Source organism: Streptomyces sp. NPDC005805, assembly GCF_040630445.1.
Classification (GTDB): domain Bacteria; phylum Actinomycetota; class Actinomycetes; order Streptomycetales; family Streptomycetaceae; genus Streptomyces.
Genome location: NZ_JBEXXN010000028.1, coordinates 1 through 15,192, shown reverse-complemented (window position 1 = coordinate 15,192; position 15,192 = coordinate 1). Strand labels below are relative to the sequence as shown.

General features: G+C 74.1%; 15 protein-coding genes. 6 read left to right on the top strand and 9 right to left on the bottom strand.

Translation table 11 applies throughout. The features are described from left to right. Positions 1-82 precede the first annotated feature (82 nt). Together ABZ457_RS17430 and ABZ457_RS17425 are read right to left on the bottom strand one after the other, a co-directional pair. On the bottom strand, positions 83-1,228 hold the full coding sequence (locus ABZ457_RS17430; protein ID WP_359158438.1) for a rod shape-determining protein: 1,146 nt from the start codon (positions 1,226-1,228) through the stop codon (positions 83-85). A 150-nt stretch (positions 1,229-1,378) separates the two neighbouring features. After that, on the bottom strand, positions 1,379-1,942 hold the full coding sequence (locus tag ABZ457_RS17425; protein ID WP_359158437.1) for a hypothetical protein: 564 nt from the start codon (positions 1,940-1,942) through the stop codon (positions 1,379-1,381). A gap of 383 nt (positions 1,943-2,325) precedes the next feature. On the opposite strand from ABZ457_RS17425, the gene ABZ457_RS17420 reads away from it, so the two are divergent. Beyond that, positions 2,326-2,844, top strand: coding sequence for a hypothetical protein (locus ABZ457_RS17420; protein ID WP_359158436.1), 519 nt, complete (start codon positions 2,326-2,328; stop codon positions 2,842-2,844). Between the two features lie 66 nt (positions 2,845-2,910). On the opposite strand, the gene ABZ457_RS17415 is transcribed toward ABZ457_RS17420, so the two are convergent. Further along, a complete protein-coding gene (locus tag ABZ457_RS17415; RefSeq protein ID WP_359158435.1) occupies positions 2,911-3,348 on the bottom strand; it encodes a MarR family transcriptional regulator in 438 nt (145 codons plus the stop codon). Positions 3,349-3,439: 91 nt separating this feature from the next. Between ABZ457_RS17415 and ABZ457_RS17410 the strand changes: the two genes are divergently transcribed. Further along, the gene (locus ABZ457_RS17410) at positions 3,440-4,456 is read left to right on the top strand and encodes an NADP-dependent oxidoreductase (RefSeq protein WP_359158434.1); all 1,017 of its coding nucleotides are present in this window, start codon (positions 3,440-3,442) and stop codon (positions 4,454-4,456) included. A gap of 160 nt (positions 4,457-4,616) precedes the next feature. Continuing rightward, the gene (locus ABZ457_RS17405; RefSeq protein WP_359158433.1) at positions 4,617-5,039 is read left to right on the top strand and encodes an organic hydroperoxide resistance protein; all 423 of its coding nucleotides are present in this window, start codon (positions 4,617-4,619) and stop codon (positions 5,037-5,039) included. A 93-nt stretch (positions 5,040-5,132) separates the two neighbouring features. Here the strand turns inward: ABZ457_RS17405 and ABZ457_RS17400 are convergent, their stop codons facing one another. Then, positions 5,133-7,721, bottom strand: coding sequence for a M14 family zinc carboxypeptidase (locus ABZ457_RS17400; protein WP_359158432.1), 2,589 nt, complete (start codon positions 7,719-7,721; stop codon positions 5,133-5,135). A gap of 159 nt (positions 7,722-7,880) precedes the next feature. After that, positions 7,881-9,113 (bottom strand): S1 family peptidase, encoded by a 1,233-nt coding sequence (locus ABZ457_RS17395; protein WP_359158431.1) that lies wholly within the window; start codon positions 9,111-9,113, stop codon positions 7,881-7,883. 145 nt (positions 9,114-9,258) lie between these two features. Here ABZ457_RS17395 and ABZ457_RS17390 point away from each other — a divergent pair, with 145 nt between their 5' ends. Further along, entirely contained in the window at positions 9,259-10,140 is an 882-nt protein-coding gene (locus ABZ457_RS17390) for an EI24 domain-containing protein (protein WP_359158430.1), read from the top strand. A gap of 17 nt (positions 10,141-10,157) precedes the next feature. On the opposite strand, the gene ABZ457_RS17385 is transcribed toward ABZ457_RS17390, so the two are convergent. From ABZ457_RS17385 to ABZ457_RS17375, 3 genes are all read right to left on the bottom strand, one after another. Then, a complete protein-coding gene (locus ABZ457_RS17385; protein WP_359158429.1) occupies positions 10,158-10,871 on the bottom strand; it encodes a carbon-nitrogen hydrolase family protein in 714 nt (237 codons plus the stop codon). 50 nt (positions 10,872-10,921) lie between these two features. Continuing rightward, positions 10,922-12,184 carry a pyroglutamyl peptidase gene (locus ABZ457_RS17380; protein WP_359158428.1) on the bottom strand — a complete coding sequence of 421 codons (1,263 nt, stop codon included), beginning with the start codon at positions 12,182-12,184 and terminating at the stop codon, positions 10,922-10,924. Between the two features lie 118 nt (positions 12,185-12,302). Beyond that, the gene (locus ABZ457_RS17375) at positions 12,303-13,226 is read right to left on the bottom strand and encodes an SGNH/GDSL hydrolase family protein (RefSeq protein WP_359158427.1); all 924 of its coding nucleotides are present in this window, start codon (positions 13,224-13,226) and stop codon (positions 12,303-12,305) included. A 261-nt stretch (positions 13,227-13,487) separates the two neighbouring features. Here ABZ457_RS17375 and ABZ457_RS17370 point away from each other — a divergent pair, with 261 nt between their 5' ends. Next, on the top strand, positions 13,488-13,982 hold the full coding sequence (locus ABZ457_RS17370; RefSeq protein ID WP_359158426.1) for a DUF3145 domain-containing protein: 495 nt from the start codon (positions 13,488-13,490) through the stop codon (positions 13,980-13,982). A gap of 142 nt (positions 13,983-14,124) precedes the next feature. On the opposite strand, the gene ABZ457_RS17365 is transcribed toward ABZ457_RS17370, so the two are convergent. Next, entirely contained in the window at positions 14,125-14,478 is a 354-nt protein-coding gene (locus ABZ457_RS17365) for an HGxxPAAW family protein (RefSeq protein ID WP_359158425.1), read from the bottom strand. A 160-nt stretch (positions 14,479-14,638) separates the two neighbouring features. On the opposite strand from ABZ457_RS17365, the gene ABZ457_RS17360 reads away from it, so the two are divergent. Further along, positions 14,639-15,082, top strand: a complete 444-nt coding sequence (locus ABZ457_RS17360; RefSeq protein WP_359158483.1) for a MarR family transcriptional regulator — start codon at positions 14,639-14,641, stop codon at positions 15,080-15,082. Positions 15,083-15,192: the final 110 nt, after the last annotated feature.

The following is a 15,192-nucleotide window of genomic DNA, read 5'->3' as shown; positions in this document are numbered from 1 at the left end:
ACACCATGTGCCCCGCCACCACCCGTCGCGCCGCGCCGCCCGGGCTCCGGCCCCGGCCCCGTCGGCTCCTCCTCGCCCGCGGTCAGCGGAAATCCGCGCCCGGGTCGGAGTCGCCGCCCCCGTGGCCGGCCATCGCGTTCTCCGGCTCCTCGGGGAAGACCGGCCGCATCGCCGGCTGCGCCTCCGGAATGCTCTCCGCCAGCGGGTCGAGGATCATCGGCCGGATGCGCCCCTCCAGCATCGCGCCGAGGCCCTGGATCGTGCAGGTGTCGGGCCGCTCGGCGATCTGCACCGGCATGCCCGTCGCGTCCCGCAGCATCTGGTCCAGGCCCGGCAGCAGCGCGCTGCCGCCCACCATCATGATCCCGCGGTCCACGAGGTCCGCCACCAGGTCCGGCGGGCAGACCCGCAGCACCTTGCCGATGCCGTCGAGCACCGAGGTCAGCGGCGTCTGGATCGCGTCCCGCACCGCGGCGGTGTCCACCCGGACCGAGCGGGCGAGCCCGGTGGCGACGTCCCGGCCGTGGATCTCGGTGACCGCCGGGCCCTGATCGGTGAGGCCGTTGCCGCGCAGGGCCAGTTGCAGGGGGCGCACCGACTGGCTGGGGAGCAGCAGTTCGTGCTGGTGGCGCAGGTGCTGGATGACGGCGTAGTCGATGGCGTTGCCGCCCACCGGGATGCGTTCGGCGGTGACGATCGAGCCGAGGGAGAGGACGGCGATCTGGGTGGTCGCCGCCCCGCACACCATGATCATGGTCGCGGTCGGCTGCTCGACCGGGAGTCCGCAGCCCACGGCCGCCGCGATCAGGGTGTCCACCAGCTCGACCCGCCGCGCGCCGAGGCCCACCAGGGTCTCCACCGTCGCCCGCTGGGCCAGCGGGTCGCTGTCGTGCGGGGTGCTCGCGGCGGCGCGCAGCCGGGGCTTGCGGCGCAGCTGGCGGCGGAGCTTCTCGCCGAGGAGGTGGCGGAGCATCCGCTGCGCCATCTCGATGTCGACGACCGTGCCGCCGGAGACCGGGCGGGCGACCCGGATGTAGTCGGGCGTGCGGCCCGTCATCTTCTCGGCGAGCGCGCCGACGGCGATCAGGGCGCCGGTGCGGGTGTTCACCGCGGCGACACTCGGCTCGTCCACGACGAGCCCCGAGCCCTTCACGAAGACGCGGGTGCGCGCCGCCCCGAGGTCGACGGCGACGTGGCAGCGGTGCAACTGCTCAAGACTGACGGTCACGGCAAGTCCTCCCGAGTGCGGTACGTACCTGTCTCGCATCGTGGGTGCGTCAGGGACGGGGCGCGCGCTGTGCTGCGCCGGTCGGGGGCGCGCCGCGGGCAGGCGGTGGACGGGCCGGGAGGAGGGCCGCGCCCGGCGCCCGGCGGGGCGTCAGCCGACCTGCTGGAGCAGGCCCCAGGTGAAGTCGGCGACCCGCTCGGCGCCGTCCGCGGGGTCGGTGAGGGCCAGCCGGAAGCGGGTCGGGGCGGTGCCCGGGAGCGGGCGGGCCGGCGGGAAGGCGCGGGCCACCTCGTCCACCGTCGCGGACCAGGGCCGCAGGTCCGCCGCCGTCTTCAGGGCCGGGCCGGGGGCGTCCGGGGCGCGGACCAGCCACTCGTTCCACACGGCGCCGCCGTCCGCGAGGGCCATGACCTCGAAGCGGAGGTCCGGCCAGAGCGGGACGGGCCAGAGCAGGGCCTCGCACTCCAGGTCGCCGATCCGCCGGCGGGCGGTGGACTCGGGCGCGCCGAGGACCGAGCGGTAGCGGGTGAGGGCGCCGCGCCCGCGCGGGGAACGGGACATGGCCTGCCAGCGCCGGTTCGCCTCCCGCATCCGCGCGACGGTGACGCCCAGGGCGCGGCGGGCGTCCTCGACCAGTTCCGGCCGCTGATCGGCCATGCGCCGCAGCAGGACGAGCTGGAAGTCGAGCGGTCCGAAGGGGGCGTCGGTACTCATGCCCGACATCCTGCCCCGGCGGGGGCGAGCGGCCACGCCGTGGAAGGAGGGATTCCACACAGGATCCTCACAGGGGGGTCTGCCTCTGGTGCCCCACCGCCGCATAGCCTCCTTTGGCCATGGATTACTGCCACCCGTGCGGACGGCATCTCAACGGCGCCCTGGCCTGTGCCGGGTGCGGTACCCCCGTCGAGGAGCTCCGCCGCCACAGCGCCGCCGCGCCCGCCGCGGCCCCGGACGACGCCCGTGCACCGGACGTGACGCCGGAGCCCGCGGCCGCGAGCCCCGGGCCCCGCAGTGCCCGTCGGCAGGCGTCACGGGCGAAGGGGCGCAGGCCCGCGCCGGCGGGACGCCGGGCACGCCGCAGACGCGGGCGCACGGTGGTGATCGGGACGGTCGGTCTGGTGCTGGCGGCCGGCGCGCTGAGCCTCGCGGAGCTGGCGACCGAGAGCGCGGGCGAGGGCGCGGCCACCTCGGTGGAGGAGCGGGCCGTCGCGGAGCCGGAGGAGATCGTCGAGCCCTCGGTGTCCGTCGCGCCGCCGGACGGGCCCGCGAAGGTGACCGAGAAGCCGAGGGCCTCCGCCGGCTCCCCCCGGCCGGGCGGTGAGGCGACCGGCAAGGGCAACGGTGCCCCGGGCGGCGAGTCCTCGAAGCAGGCCGGTGAGCCCGGCGACGGCGACGGCTCCGAGCCGTCCGCGAGCGAGCCGCCCGACGGGGACGGCCCGTCCCCGTCCGCGAGCCAGGACCCGCCGGAGGGCGGTGAGTCCCCGGAGTCGCCCGGTGAGCCCGGCGGGCCGGGCGAGGGCGACGACCCGCCGCCACCGCCCCAGGCACCCCCGTCCCAGCAGCCCGCCCCGACGCCGACCCCGACGTGCGACCGCTTCCTGTGGTGGTGTCTGTGAGCCGCCGGGCGGCGTGACGGGCCCGGGCCCGTCACCTGATCCGCGTACCGGGCGTCAGGCCGGGTGTCAGGAGCCCGCCGGTGCGCCCAGCATGCGCTGGAGCAGGTCGCGCAGGGCCGTCCGCTCCTGCGTCGAGAGCTCGGCCAGGGGCTCCTGGGCGAAGTCCAGGGAGGTGCGCAGCAGACGGGCCGTGGCCCGGCCCTCGTCCGTCGCCGCGGCGACCTTCACCCGGCGGTCGGCCGGGTCCGGGCGGCGTTCCACCAGGCCGCGGGCCTCCAGGCGGTCGACGATGCCGGTGATGTTGGAGGGCTCGCACTTCATCCGCTGGGCGATGCGCCGCATGGGCAGCGGCTCCAGGGAGAGCAGACCGAGGACCCGCGCCTGCGCGCCGGTCAGCGAGTGCTCGGCCGCGGCCTGCTCGTACTCGTCGTGGTAGCGGGCGACGACGGCGCCGATCAGTTCGACGACCTCGACGGTCAGGGGGTCGGTTCCGGGGATGCCCATGGACGCCACCCTACCGATTTACTTGACAACATGAAATATCCAGGGGCATGGTTGTTTCAGAACATGAAACATCTCTCTGGAGGCTCGCAGCATGTCCGTCCTTCCCGCGTCCGGCCGTGAATGGCACCTCGCCGCCCGTCCGCACGGCTTCCCGAAGCCCGAGGACTTCGCCCTGCGGGAGGTCCCGGTGGACGCCCCCGGCAAGGGGCGGGTCCTCGTGCGGAACCTGCACTTCTCCGTGGACCCCTACATGCGCGGCCGGATGAACGACGTGAAGTCCTACGTCCCGCCGTTCCAGCTGGACCACCCCATGGACGGCGGGGCCGTCGGCGAGGTCGTCGCCTCGGACGCCGAGGGCTTCGAGGTGGGCGACCACGTCCTGCACGGCCTCGGCTGGCGCGAGTACGCGAGCGTCCCCGCCGAGCACGCGGTCAAGGTCGACGCCGCCAGGGCGCCCCTCTCCGCGTACCTGGGCGTGCTCGGCATGACCGGCCTCACGGCCTACGCGGGCCTCTTCGAGGTCGCCTCCTTCAAGGAGGGGGACGCGGTCTTCGTCTCCGGCGCCGCCGGTGCGGTCGGCAGCCAGGTCGGCCAGATGGCCCGGATCAAGGGCGCCTCGCGGGTGATCGGCTCGGCCGGCTCGGACGAGAAGGTGCGGCGCCTGGTCGAGGAGTACGGTTTCGACGCCGCGTTCAACTACAAGAACGGGCCGGTCCTGGAGCAGCTGAAGGAGGCCGCCCCCGACGGCATCGACGTCTACTTCGACAACGTCGGCGGCGACCACCTGGAGGCCGCGATCTCCGTCTTCAACGTCGGCGGGCGCGCCACCCTCTGCGGCATGATCGCCCAGTACAACAACACCGAGCCCACCCCCGGCCCGCGCAACCTCGCCCTCCTCATCGGCAAGCGGCTGCGGCTCCAGGGCATGCTCGTCAACGACCACAAGCACCTCCAGGAGCAGTTCGTGGCGGACGTGGCCGGGTGGATCGCCTCCGGTGAGCTCAAGTACGACGAGACGGTCGTCGAGGGCATCGAGAAGGGCTACGACGCCTTCGCGGGCCTGCTGCGCGGCGAGAACACCGGGAAGATGATCGTCTCCCTCGCCTGATCCCGCCTGATCCCGCCTGATCCCGCCTGATCCCGCCTGATCCCGCGGCCCCCGCGCCGCTGAGACGCCCCGGCACCGCGCACGGGCCACCCGTTAGGCTCGTGCGCAGCCGTCGCGATCGTGGGCGCGAGTCGCGGCGAACCAGCAGGAGGAAGACCAGATGTCCATCCAGCAGTCCGACGTGCTCTACACCGCCGTGGCCACCGCAGAGAACGGCCGCGACGGGCGCGTCGCCACCGACGACGGGCAGCTCGACGTCGTCGTCAACCCGCCGAAGGCCATGGGCGGCAGCGGCGCCGGCACCAACCCCGAGCAGCTCTTCGCCGCCGGGTACAGCGCCTGCTTCCAGGGCGCCCTCGGTGTCGTCGCCCGCCAGGAGAACGCCGACATCAGCGGCTCGACGGTCACCGCCGAGGTCGGCATCGGCAGGAACGACGACGGCTTCGGCATCATCGTGAAGATCTCCGCGAACATCCCGAACGTGGACGCGGCCACCGCGAAGGACCTGATCGAGAAGGCCCACCAGGTCTGCCCGTACTCCAAGGCGACCCGCGGCAACATCACGGTCGACCTGGCGGTCTGAGTCCGCACCGGACACGGCTCCGCACACGGCACACGGCCGAGGGCCGTACCCCCGCGCAGGGGGTACGGCCCTCGGCCCGTTCGTGACCCGGGCTCAGCGCGTCAGCAGCGCCCTGCCGAGCTGCGCGTAGAGGCCCTTGGGGTGCGCCCGGAACAGCGGCTGGGTGCCGAAGAGGACCACCCGCGCCCCCGAGGCCGCCTCACCGGACACCACCGACGCCTTGCCCGCCGCGTCCGACGGGCCGCCCGTGCCGTTCTCCGAAGCCCGCCAGTGGCCGGAGACCAGCGGGTTCCCCTTGGCGTAGGTCTGCTCCGCGCGCACGCCCGCGCCCAGGCCGGTGAACCAGCCCGGGGAGTAGACGAAGGTGTGCTCCGGCGCGCCGCCGGTGACCGGGCCGCCCGCGTTCCGCACCCGGACCACGCCGTTGGCGTCCCCGTTGCCCGCCACCGCGGTCGCCTTCAGCAGCCCGGCCGCCGCGTTGAACGCCGCGCCCTGCGCGCCGACGCCGACCACGGACACCCCGCTCGCCCCGAACGCCTTCCGCGCGGCCGGGGTCAGCCTCGCGTGGTCCAGCCCGGAGGACACGAACAGCACATCCGCCGAGGCCCAGTCGAAGCCCGCGTTCAGCGTCTCGGTCGACACCGGCCGCACCGCGAAGCCCATCTCCCGCAGCGCGAACAGCTCGCCCGGGGTGACCGCCGCCGCGACCCGGGTCCGGCGCAGCTCCGCCGTGCCCTTCTCCCCGGGCCGGGTGGCGGTGAACTCCACGCCCAGCTCCCGGGCCAGCGTCCGCGCCACCGCGCGCGCCGAACCCGGCACCAGGGCCGCGCCGTCCGCCGCCCGGCGCACCCGCACCCCCTTGTCCAGCAGGGAGTTGAGGGCCTGGATCTCCTTCGGGTCGTCCAGCCGCAGCCGCAGGTCACCGAAGGGGGCGACGCCGCCCGTCGGGGCAGCCGCCGTGACCGCGCGCACCGGCACGCGCGGCGCGCGCTCGGAGTCGACCACCGTCGCGCCCCACAGCCGCCCCAGGCTCCAGCCGGAGATGTCGTACATCGTGGAGACGTCCGCGCTGATGTCCCGGCCGTCCGCCAGGATCACATTGGCGATACCGCGCTTGGGCTGGTGCATGTCGACCAGGTACGAACCCGCCCGGTACGTCCGCCCGTCGAGCCGGAACGCGGTCCGCGCCCGGGTCACCCGCACGTCGTTGGCGACCAGATGGTCCACCAGCCGGGCCGCCGCGACCGCCGAGCGGGCGCCGCCGCCCGCCGGGATCACGTAGGTGCGCGGGAACTCGGTGGTGTACACGTCCTCCGGCCCGATGCCCGGGACCCCCGGGACGGTCTCCTCGGAGACCGGGCGCTGCGCCTCACCGGCCGCCCCGCGCCGGAAGGTCTCGATCTGGTCCGCGATCACCGAGGCCCGGTTGCGGTCCGTGTACGCGAGGGTCGCGCGCATCGCCGCGCCCGCGATGTCGGTGTTGACCGCCGCCCGGCGGCGAAGCTCCGTCTCCGGCAGGGAGGTGTAGGCGTTGTTGTTGACCACCAGCGGGAACTCGATGGTGTGCGAGGCCACCGCGCCCTGGAACGGCATGTACTGCGGGGTGAAGATCGGCGGCCAGTCGTCCCAGCCCTCCTCCTCGTCCCGGAACGGGATCACGACCGGCCGCACCCCGTCCTTCGCCTCCGTGTAGCCGAGGCCGTTGACCGCCTTCTCCATGCCGAGGGCGTTGGCGTAGGCGTTCTTCAGGAACAGGTCGTACTCGTAGTTCTCGCCGTGCGGCGGGGTGGTGGGCTCGATCAGGGTGCCGTTGACGTAGCCGTGCAGGTCCAGCATCACGGCCGGCTGCTTCTCGATCGCGATGCGCCGGATCGCGCGGGTCTCGGGCTGGCTCGCGGTGATGAAGTCCCGGTTGAGATCGAAGCCGTTGGCGTTGGCGCGGGTGCCCGCGATCCGGCCGTCCGGGTTGGCGGTGATGTTCAGATAGAGGCGGTTGCGGGAGAGCAGCTTCGCCGTCCCGGGGTCCTTCGCCTTCGCCAGCTCCTCGACCAGCTTCAGGGCCGCGTCCGTGCCCTCCCACTCGTTGCCGTGGATGTTGTTGTTGAGGAACACCGGCGTCTTGTAGGACGCCTTGACCGTGCGGTCCTTCGCCGCGCGGGCCGGGCTGTTCTCGATCAGCTCGCGCATCCGCTCCTGCTCGCGCGCCTCCCGGCGGCTCTCGGGGGCGGTGACCGTCACCAGGTACAGCTCGTGGCCGCCCGCCGAGCGCCCGGCGACCTCCACACTGACCCGGTCGCCCAGCTTCTGGAGGGCGTTCAGGCGCGGCGCGATGCCGTGGTACGGGACCAGGCCCAGCTTGATCGACCTGTCCGCCGGGTTCTCGGGCGGGGCGGCGAGGACGGTCCGGCGCGGGTAGCCGCCGGTGCGGGCCGGGGTGTGGGCGGGGGCGGCCGACTCGGCGGTGAGCGCCCGTGCGGCGGCCTCGGCCGGGGCGCGTGCGGTCCCGGCGTCCGGGGCCGCGCCCGGGCGGCCCGCGTCCCGCACGGGCCCCGGCTCGGGCACCCTCGGCCCGGGGGCCGCACCGGCGGGCGGGGCGAGCAGGGCGCCCGCGAGGGAGGCGGCGAGCACCGGGAGGGCGGTGCGCCAGGCTGTGCGTACGACGGTGGGGCGTGGGGATCCCATACGGTACGGACCTTTCGACGGCCGGGGTGATCTGTACACGATCAGTACGCGAGGTCTACCGGTTCGCTCGCCGCACGACAAGGGGCGCCCGGCGGGTGCGGTGGCATCCGGCCCGGCGGGCGGCGCACCCGGGTTACGGCGCTCGCCGTGACCACCGCCTCAGTTTGTGACCAGCAGGCTGACCCCGTAGGCGGAGAGGGCCGGGCCGAGGGGCTGGTACAAGGAGGAGTTCTTCTCGCCGACCTTCTCCCCGCACTTGTTGTCCTGGCCGTGGAAGATCCCCGCCGTCACCAGGCCCAGGGCCCGGGTGCCCGCGACGACCGCACCGCCGCTGTCACCGGGTTCGACGCACATGTCCGTCTGCACCTGGCCGGTTTTGGTGCCGCCCGCCGTGCTCGCGCTCACGTTCACTGCCTCGACCACGCCGCAGGTGAGCTTGGTGGTCCTCCCCGACTTGCAGACGAAGGCCCCGGGGACGGCGTTCTGCCGGCCTGTGACCGCCATGACGAAGCCGGGGCCCTGCACACCCGCCAGGGGTACCCAGTAGCTGGGCAGGGAGTTGAGGATCAGGGCGTGGTCCTGGCTGCCGTTGGCGTACCCGCTGTTCACCCCAAAGAGAGCGCCGTTCTTGAACCAGAAGTCGCTGGTGTTGCCCTGCATGCAGTGGCCGGCGGTCAGGGTCGCGTGCGCTCCGTTGGCGGTACGCACGTTGAAGCCGGTGGAGCACCTCTTGCCATTGGCGTTGTGGATGTCCTGGCCACCGGCGACGCTGCCTGCCGCCTCCCCCAGCTGCCCGCCGCCGGCCCGCTCCACCCGGACGCGGTCGGGCGCGGCGCGCACCAGCTGCGCGAAGGGCCCCTTCGCCAGCCCGGCCGCCCCCGTGGCGGCGGAGACCGTGAGCCTGCGCCGCTCCGTGTCCACGTACCACGTGCGCACGCCCGCCGGCGCCTCCACGGAGGCCGCCGCGTCCAAACGCTCCTTCAGCGCATGCAGTTCGGCGACTTCGGCGCCGACGGTGTGGGGAATTCCTCCCGCCGCGCGCACGGCCGAGGCGGCGACGTCGTCCCGGACGTTCACGTGCAGCTTGCCGGAATTGCGGTCGATCCACATTCCGAGGGAAGTGGAACCCGTTTTATCATCGAGCTTTTCGGCAGCGGCAACGGACTTCTCCTGGGCCCGCAGGCGCCGGTGGGCCTCCGTGACGGTGACCCGGTGGGCCGAGGCGTACTCCGTGGCCACGGCCTCGGAGCCGGCGGACTTTGTCCGGGCGTCGGCGGCTGGACCGGGCGGTGCCGCGGCGGTCGCGGCCTGGGTGCCAGATACTGCGGAAAACCCAGTGGCGGCCATACAGAAGGCCGCCACGACCGCCGCTCCCCGTCCTGCTCTGTTCATGTCCCCATTCCTCTCGTCGGTGGTTCCGACGATGAAACGCGGAATCGGTGCGGGAATTCTTGAGGCGGTACTACTCACTCGTCCGCCGGGCGAGCCTACGAGGGTGCCCCGCCGCCCCCGGGCGGACGCGATCTAGGCTGGGCGCATGCGTGATCTCGCGGCCGGCTTCGGCTACTTGGTGAAGGGCCAGCGCTGGGTCGTCCGGCACGGCCGCTGGTTCGGCTTCGGGCTGCTGCCCGGACTGGTGACCCTCGTGCTGTACGCGGGCGCGCTCTACGGGCTCGTCGGCGGCGCGGACGACCTCGCGGCGTGGGCGACCCCGTTCGCCGACGACTGGTCCTCGCCCTGGCTGGACGTGCTGCGCGGCACGCTCACCGTCCTGGTCTTCGCGTTCGGCCTGTTCCTCGCGGTGATCACGTTCACCGCCGTGACCCTGCTGGTCGGCCAGCCGTTCTACGAGTCCCTTTCCGAGCAGGTGGACCGGACCGAGGGCGGCCGTGTCCCGCAGTCCAAGCTGCCGCTCTGGCGCGAACTGTGGATCTCGGCCCGGGACTCGGTGCGGGTGCTGGCGCGGGTCGCGTTCTTCGGGGTGCTGCTCTTCGCCTGCGGGTTCATCCCGGTGGCGGGCCAGACGGTCGTCCCGGTGATCGGCTTCTGCGTCTCCGGCTTCTTCCTCGCGGAGGAGCTGGCGGCGGTGGCGCTCCAGCGCCGGGGCGTGGAGCTGACGGAGCGTCTGGCGCTGCTGCGGGCGCGGCGGCTGCGCGCCCTGGGCTTCGGGGTGCCGCTGGTGCTGGCGTTCCTGGTCCCGTTCGTGGCGGTGCTGCTGATGCCGGGCGCGGTGGCGGGCGCGACGCTGATGGCCCGCGACCTGGTCCCGGCGGGTCCGGGGGGCGTGGGTCCCGAGGACGCGGCTCGTGGTGAGGTGGCCGCCCCGGGCCCGGCGGACCCGGCGGACGCGGGGCGCACCCCGGCGCCGGTGCACTGGCCGGAGGCGGGCGGACCGGACGCGGGCCGGGCGGCGCGGTAGGGGTTCCGGGCGGCCGCCTACGGCAGGTCCAGCACGGCGAGGCCCGGGGCCGCCGGGCCCGCCGTGGTGAGCAGGGCCCCGTCCGGGCCCCAGGCGGCGCTGCCGCCGAAGCACTCGCCCTCGTCGCCCGGGCCGATCTGGTTTGCCAGCAGGACATGCAGCCCGTGGTCCCGGGCGCGGGCCGGATACACGGTCTCGAAGGAGTCGTTGGCCGCGTTCAGCACCGAACTCGCCACATACACCGCGCAGTCGTCCGCCGCCGCGCGCTCCGCCAGGCCGGGGAAGCGGTTGTCGTAGCAGACCGCGACGGCGAAGCGGACCCCGCCGAGGGTGAAGCGCCCGTCCCGGTCGCCCGGGGCGAAGACCTCCCGCTCCGGGCCGTGCAGGTGCCGCTTGTCGTAGCGGGCGAGCAGGCCGCCGTCCGGGCCGAGGACCAGGGCGGAGATCGCGGGACGCGGCCCGCCGGTGCGCACTGCGCCGCCGACGAGGGCCGCCGTCCCCGTCTCCCGGCACGCCTCGCGTACGGGATCGAGCCGGGCGTCGTCCTCGGTGAACCAGGCGCCGGGGGCGGCGGCGATCGGGGCCAGCGCGTACCCGTTGAGGGAGAGCTCGCAGAACGCGGTGAACGCCGCGCCCCACGCCGCCGCCTCCCGGACCAGGGCGGTGGTGGCGCGGACGTTCGCCGCGAGGTCGCCGGGGACGGACCTGAACTGGGCTGCCGCGATCCTCATACGTCCATGATGCGGGGCGCCCGCCCGGCCGGTGCCGTCAGCCCCTCCCGTCAGCCTTTCGCGTCCGCCGCCGTCACGAGGATCGCGCGGACCTGGGCGATGATGTCCAGCCGGTTGCGCACGAACTCCGGGTCCGTGATCTCCGAGGTGTTGCCGGGGCCGAACTGGAGGACGGGCGTGTGCACATGGCCGCCCGGGACGTCGAGGCCGAGGCGGTCGCGGAGCAGGGTGGCCCGGTAGGCGATCTCGTTGGAGAGGTAGTCCCCGCCGCCGCCCGCGCGGGCCGCCGAGCCCGGTGTCGGGCCCTCGGGGCGCACCACGGGCGCGGTGCCGCCCGCCGGGACCTCCGTCACCGAGGTGTTGTCGTACACCGGGAAGCGGCCGGTGGGCGCGGCCGTGATCGCCGCGTACGGCAGGGTGGTCACCGTCCACTGCGGCTGGGACGCCGGGTCGGCGACCGGGACGAGACCCGTGCGGGAGACGTTCTCGTTGTCCCCGAAGCCGCCCCGCCAGGCGCCGTTGAAGCGCTCGACGTCGAAGCGGCCCACCCGGCCCTGGCTCACCGTGGTGAACAGGTCGGCGCGCGGCAGGACGGGCGCGAGGGCGCGTTCCACCTCGCCGTCCGCGAAGTCCTGCCAGCGGACGGGGAAGACGGCGGTCTCGACGCGGGCCGGGCCGTCCGCCGTGCGGATCCAGGTGCCGTCGAGCGCGAGAGCGCTCGCGCCGGACGGGTTGCTGATCCGGATGTCCCGGTCCAGCGTGAACGGGTCGAAGCCGGTGAGCACGATCCGGCGGACGCCCTTGCCCGCCGGGAGGTCCAGGGTGTCCTGGCCGCGCGAGGTCTGCTCCAGGCGCTCCAGCAGCCGGGCCCGCGCGGTGTCGTCCAGGCCGAACGCGGGCCGCCACTGGCGCAGTTCGGCGCTCATACCGAGCCGGGCCCAGTACAGCGGCCGGTCGTCGTCCCGGCTGAGGTCCCCGCCCGCCGGGCCCCGGCCCTGCGCCCGGGCCACCGCCCGTTCCCACAGCGCCCCGCCGTGCCGGGCGACGGCCCGCTCGGCCTCCCGGTAGGAGCCCGCCCCGGCCAGCGCCCGGCCCAACGCGGGGGCCGCGGAGGCGAATCCGCTGCGGCGCAGGATCTCCTGCGGGGCCGTCTGCGTGAGGCGCTGCTCCTCGACGGTGAGCGGGGCGGGGGCCCCGGCACCGGTTCCGGGGGCCGCGGGCCCGGCGAGGGCGGGCGGTACGGCGGTGAGGGCGAGGGCGGCCGAGACGGCCAGGGTCAGGCCGATCCGGGCGCGTATCCACTGGCGGGGCACGGGAGTCCTTCCGTCGGGGTGGCGGGTGGGCGGAAGTATCGCCTCCGGCGGCGGGCGACGGCTATGGGGATCTCGGCCGTTCCGGGTGACGGGGATGTGCGTGGCCTGGCGTGGTCGCTCAGGCGTCGGGGGCGGTGATGTTGCGGTAGGCGATCTCCGCGAGGCGGCGCTGCCCGTCCCGGCTCGGGTGGAACCAGTCCCAGCGGCTCAACTGCTGCTTGCCGAAACGGAATCCGAAGACCTCGCCGTCGTCCCAGCGGCAGCGTTCGTCCTCGGCGCAGACGTCCTTGAGGACCGCGTTGTACGCCACCACCCGCTGGTGGACGGTCTCCCGGCGCTGCTGGGCGGCGGGGCCGTCGTTGCCCGCGTCTCCGAGCATGGTGGCGCAGATGCCGAGTTCCCAGATCCCGCGCCCGAGGGGGTCGTCGCGGCCCGTCTCCCAGAGGCGCTTGAGGTCCGGCACGCTCGACACGTACACCTGGGTCTTCGGGGCGGTGGTGCGCAGCACCTTCATGGACTGCTCCACGGAGGTCCGGAAGGCGTGGACGGGGGTCATCCGGTCCACCGTGTCGGCGCAGGCGTCGTTGGCGCCGACCATCACCGTGACCAGGTCCGGTCGGCGGGCGGCGGCCTCGGCCATCTGGTCGGGCAGGTCGGCCGCGTCGGCGCCGCTGACGGCGTGGTTCCAGCTCCGGGTGCCGACACCGGCCGGTCCGAGCAGGCGCAGGGCGACGGAGTTCACCGTGGCGTCCGAGCCGGTGGCCCAGGAGACCTCCGGGCAGTCGGCGAGGATGCCGCAGGCGTCGAAGCCGCGCGTGATGGAGTCGCCGACGGCGGCGACCGACCGGGGCGCGGTGTTCCACACGGGGGTGGGGCTGGGGGAGGGCGAGGGGCGCGCGGAGGGCTTCCGGGACGTGGACGCGGTGTCGTGCGGTGACGGAGAGTCACATGCGGTCAGTGCGGCGGCGGTGAGGCCCGCGAGTGCGAGGGCGGTGGCTGCTGCGGTGAGTCGCGGCCGGAGTGGCGCGGCGCGCAGGCGCATCCCCTGATTCCCCTTCCCGACCCCCGGCCAGTCGACTCCTGGCGGGTGAAAGCTGTGTGCGTACGGGCCCTGGAGCGAGAGTACGCCACCCCTCGGGGGCGCCCGCGCGGTAGCTTTTTCCCGTCGACCCAGAGGCGTGCCGCCCAGTGGGGTCAGTAAATTACATCACGTCACATGATGCCCCTTTTGTGGAGTTTCAGGTCGGATGCTGTTTACTGAGGCCGCTGGGAAGGTGACCCTCGTCCCACACTGGAGGTCCCGGTGACGACACGCGGCGTTCTGTACGTTCACTCCGCCCCTCGCGCGCTGTGCCCCCACGTCGAGTGGGCGGTCGGGGGTGTCCTCGGCACGCGGGTCCAGCTCGACTGGATCCGGCAGCCGGCGTCGCCCGGCACGTGGAGAGCCGAGTTCTCCTGGCAGGGCGAGACGGGGACGGCCTCCAAGCTGGCGTCCGCGCTGCGGGGCTGGCATCTGCTGCGCTTCGAGGTGACGGCGGAGCCCTGCGCGACGGCGGAGGGCGAGCGCTACAGCGCCACGCCCGAACTCGGGATCTTCCACGCGGTGACCGGCATCCACGGCGACATCCTGATCCCCGAGGACCGCCTGAGGGCTGCGCTGGCGCGGTCCGTCCAGGGGGAGACGGATCTGGAGGCGGAGATCGCGAAGCTGCTGGGGAAGCCGTGGGACGACGAGCTGGAGCCGTTCCGGTACGCGGGGGAGGGGGCGCCGGTGCGGTGGCTCCACCAGGTGGTGTGACCGCGCCCACCCACCGCCCATCGACCACGGCGGGCGCCCCCCACCGGGCCCCCTCGCCGGGGCTCCGCCCCACACCTCGCGCCTCAAACGCCGGCGGGGCTTGAACGGGAGCGCTCTCCGGATGTGCGGTGGTCGGCTCGGGTCAGTCGGCGGGGGCGGGGGCGGGGGTCGGAGTGACAGTCCGGGCCCTGGTCCGGCCGCGGCCCGCCAGACGGCAGCCGACGCAGTCGGGGTGTCCCCCCGCCGCTACGGTGTCGCGGACGCGCCAGGACTGCTGGGCGGGCGGGCGCGGCCCGCTCGCCTTGCCCCAGCCGGCCAGGTGCAGCACCCATGTCACCAGGACGGCCAGTGCGATCACCGCTCCGCCGGTCGCCATCAGGGCGGGCGAGACCCACACCAGCCCCGTCCCGGCGACGGTGAATCCGAGCACCGCGATGCCCGTGCCTGTCCATCCTGCCACCGTGTGGCCGAGGTCCTCGTCCCCGTGCATGCCCATGCTGCGTTCCTCCGTGCCGAGCCCGGTGCGATCCTGGTGCGGGCTGTGAGCGACTGCTCGATGATTTATCTCGCGAGCTAAGTTACTTGGATGGTAAGGGGATGGTGTGGGGAAGGGCAAGGCGCGCCCCGCGGCGACGGCCGCCGAGGCGCAGTACGCGATGGACCGGATGATCGCGACGGCCCAGTTCGGGCAGCAGGACATCGCCCGGCGGCTCGGGATCAACGTCACCGACCTCACCTGTATCGGCTTCCTCATCGAGGCGCAGGCGGCCGGTGAGGCGCTGGGCGCGGGGGATTTGGCGGGGCGGGCCCGGCTGACCACCGGCGCGGTGACGGGAGTGCTGAACCGGCTGGAGAAGGCGGGCTACGTCCGCAGGGTTCCGGACCCCGCGGATCGGCGACGGGTGACCGTGGTCATGGAGGAGTCCGCGCAGCAGCGCATCCTGACGGTTTACGGGCCGTTCTACGAGCGGCTGGGCGCCCTCTTCGCCACGTACGGTCCGGACGAGGTCGCGGTCCTCGCGGACTGGTTCCGGCAGGCGACGGAGCTGTTCCGGGAGTCGCTGGACGAGATCCGGGACGGCGAGCCGCCCTCCCCCTGAACCGAGTCTCCGGACTCCCCGCCCCGGACGCCCAGCATGTAGGCGAGCTGGTCGAGCATCTCGTTGCGCGTGGTCGAGTACTTGTCCTCGTCCGGGAGCACCATCGTGTA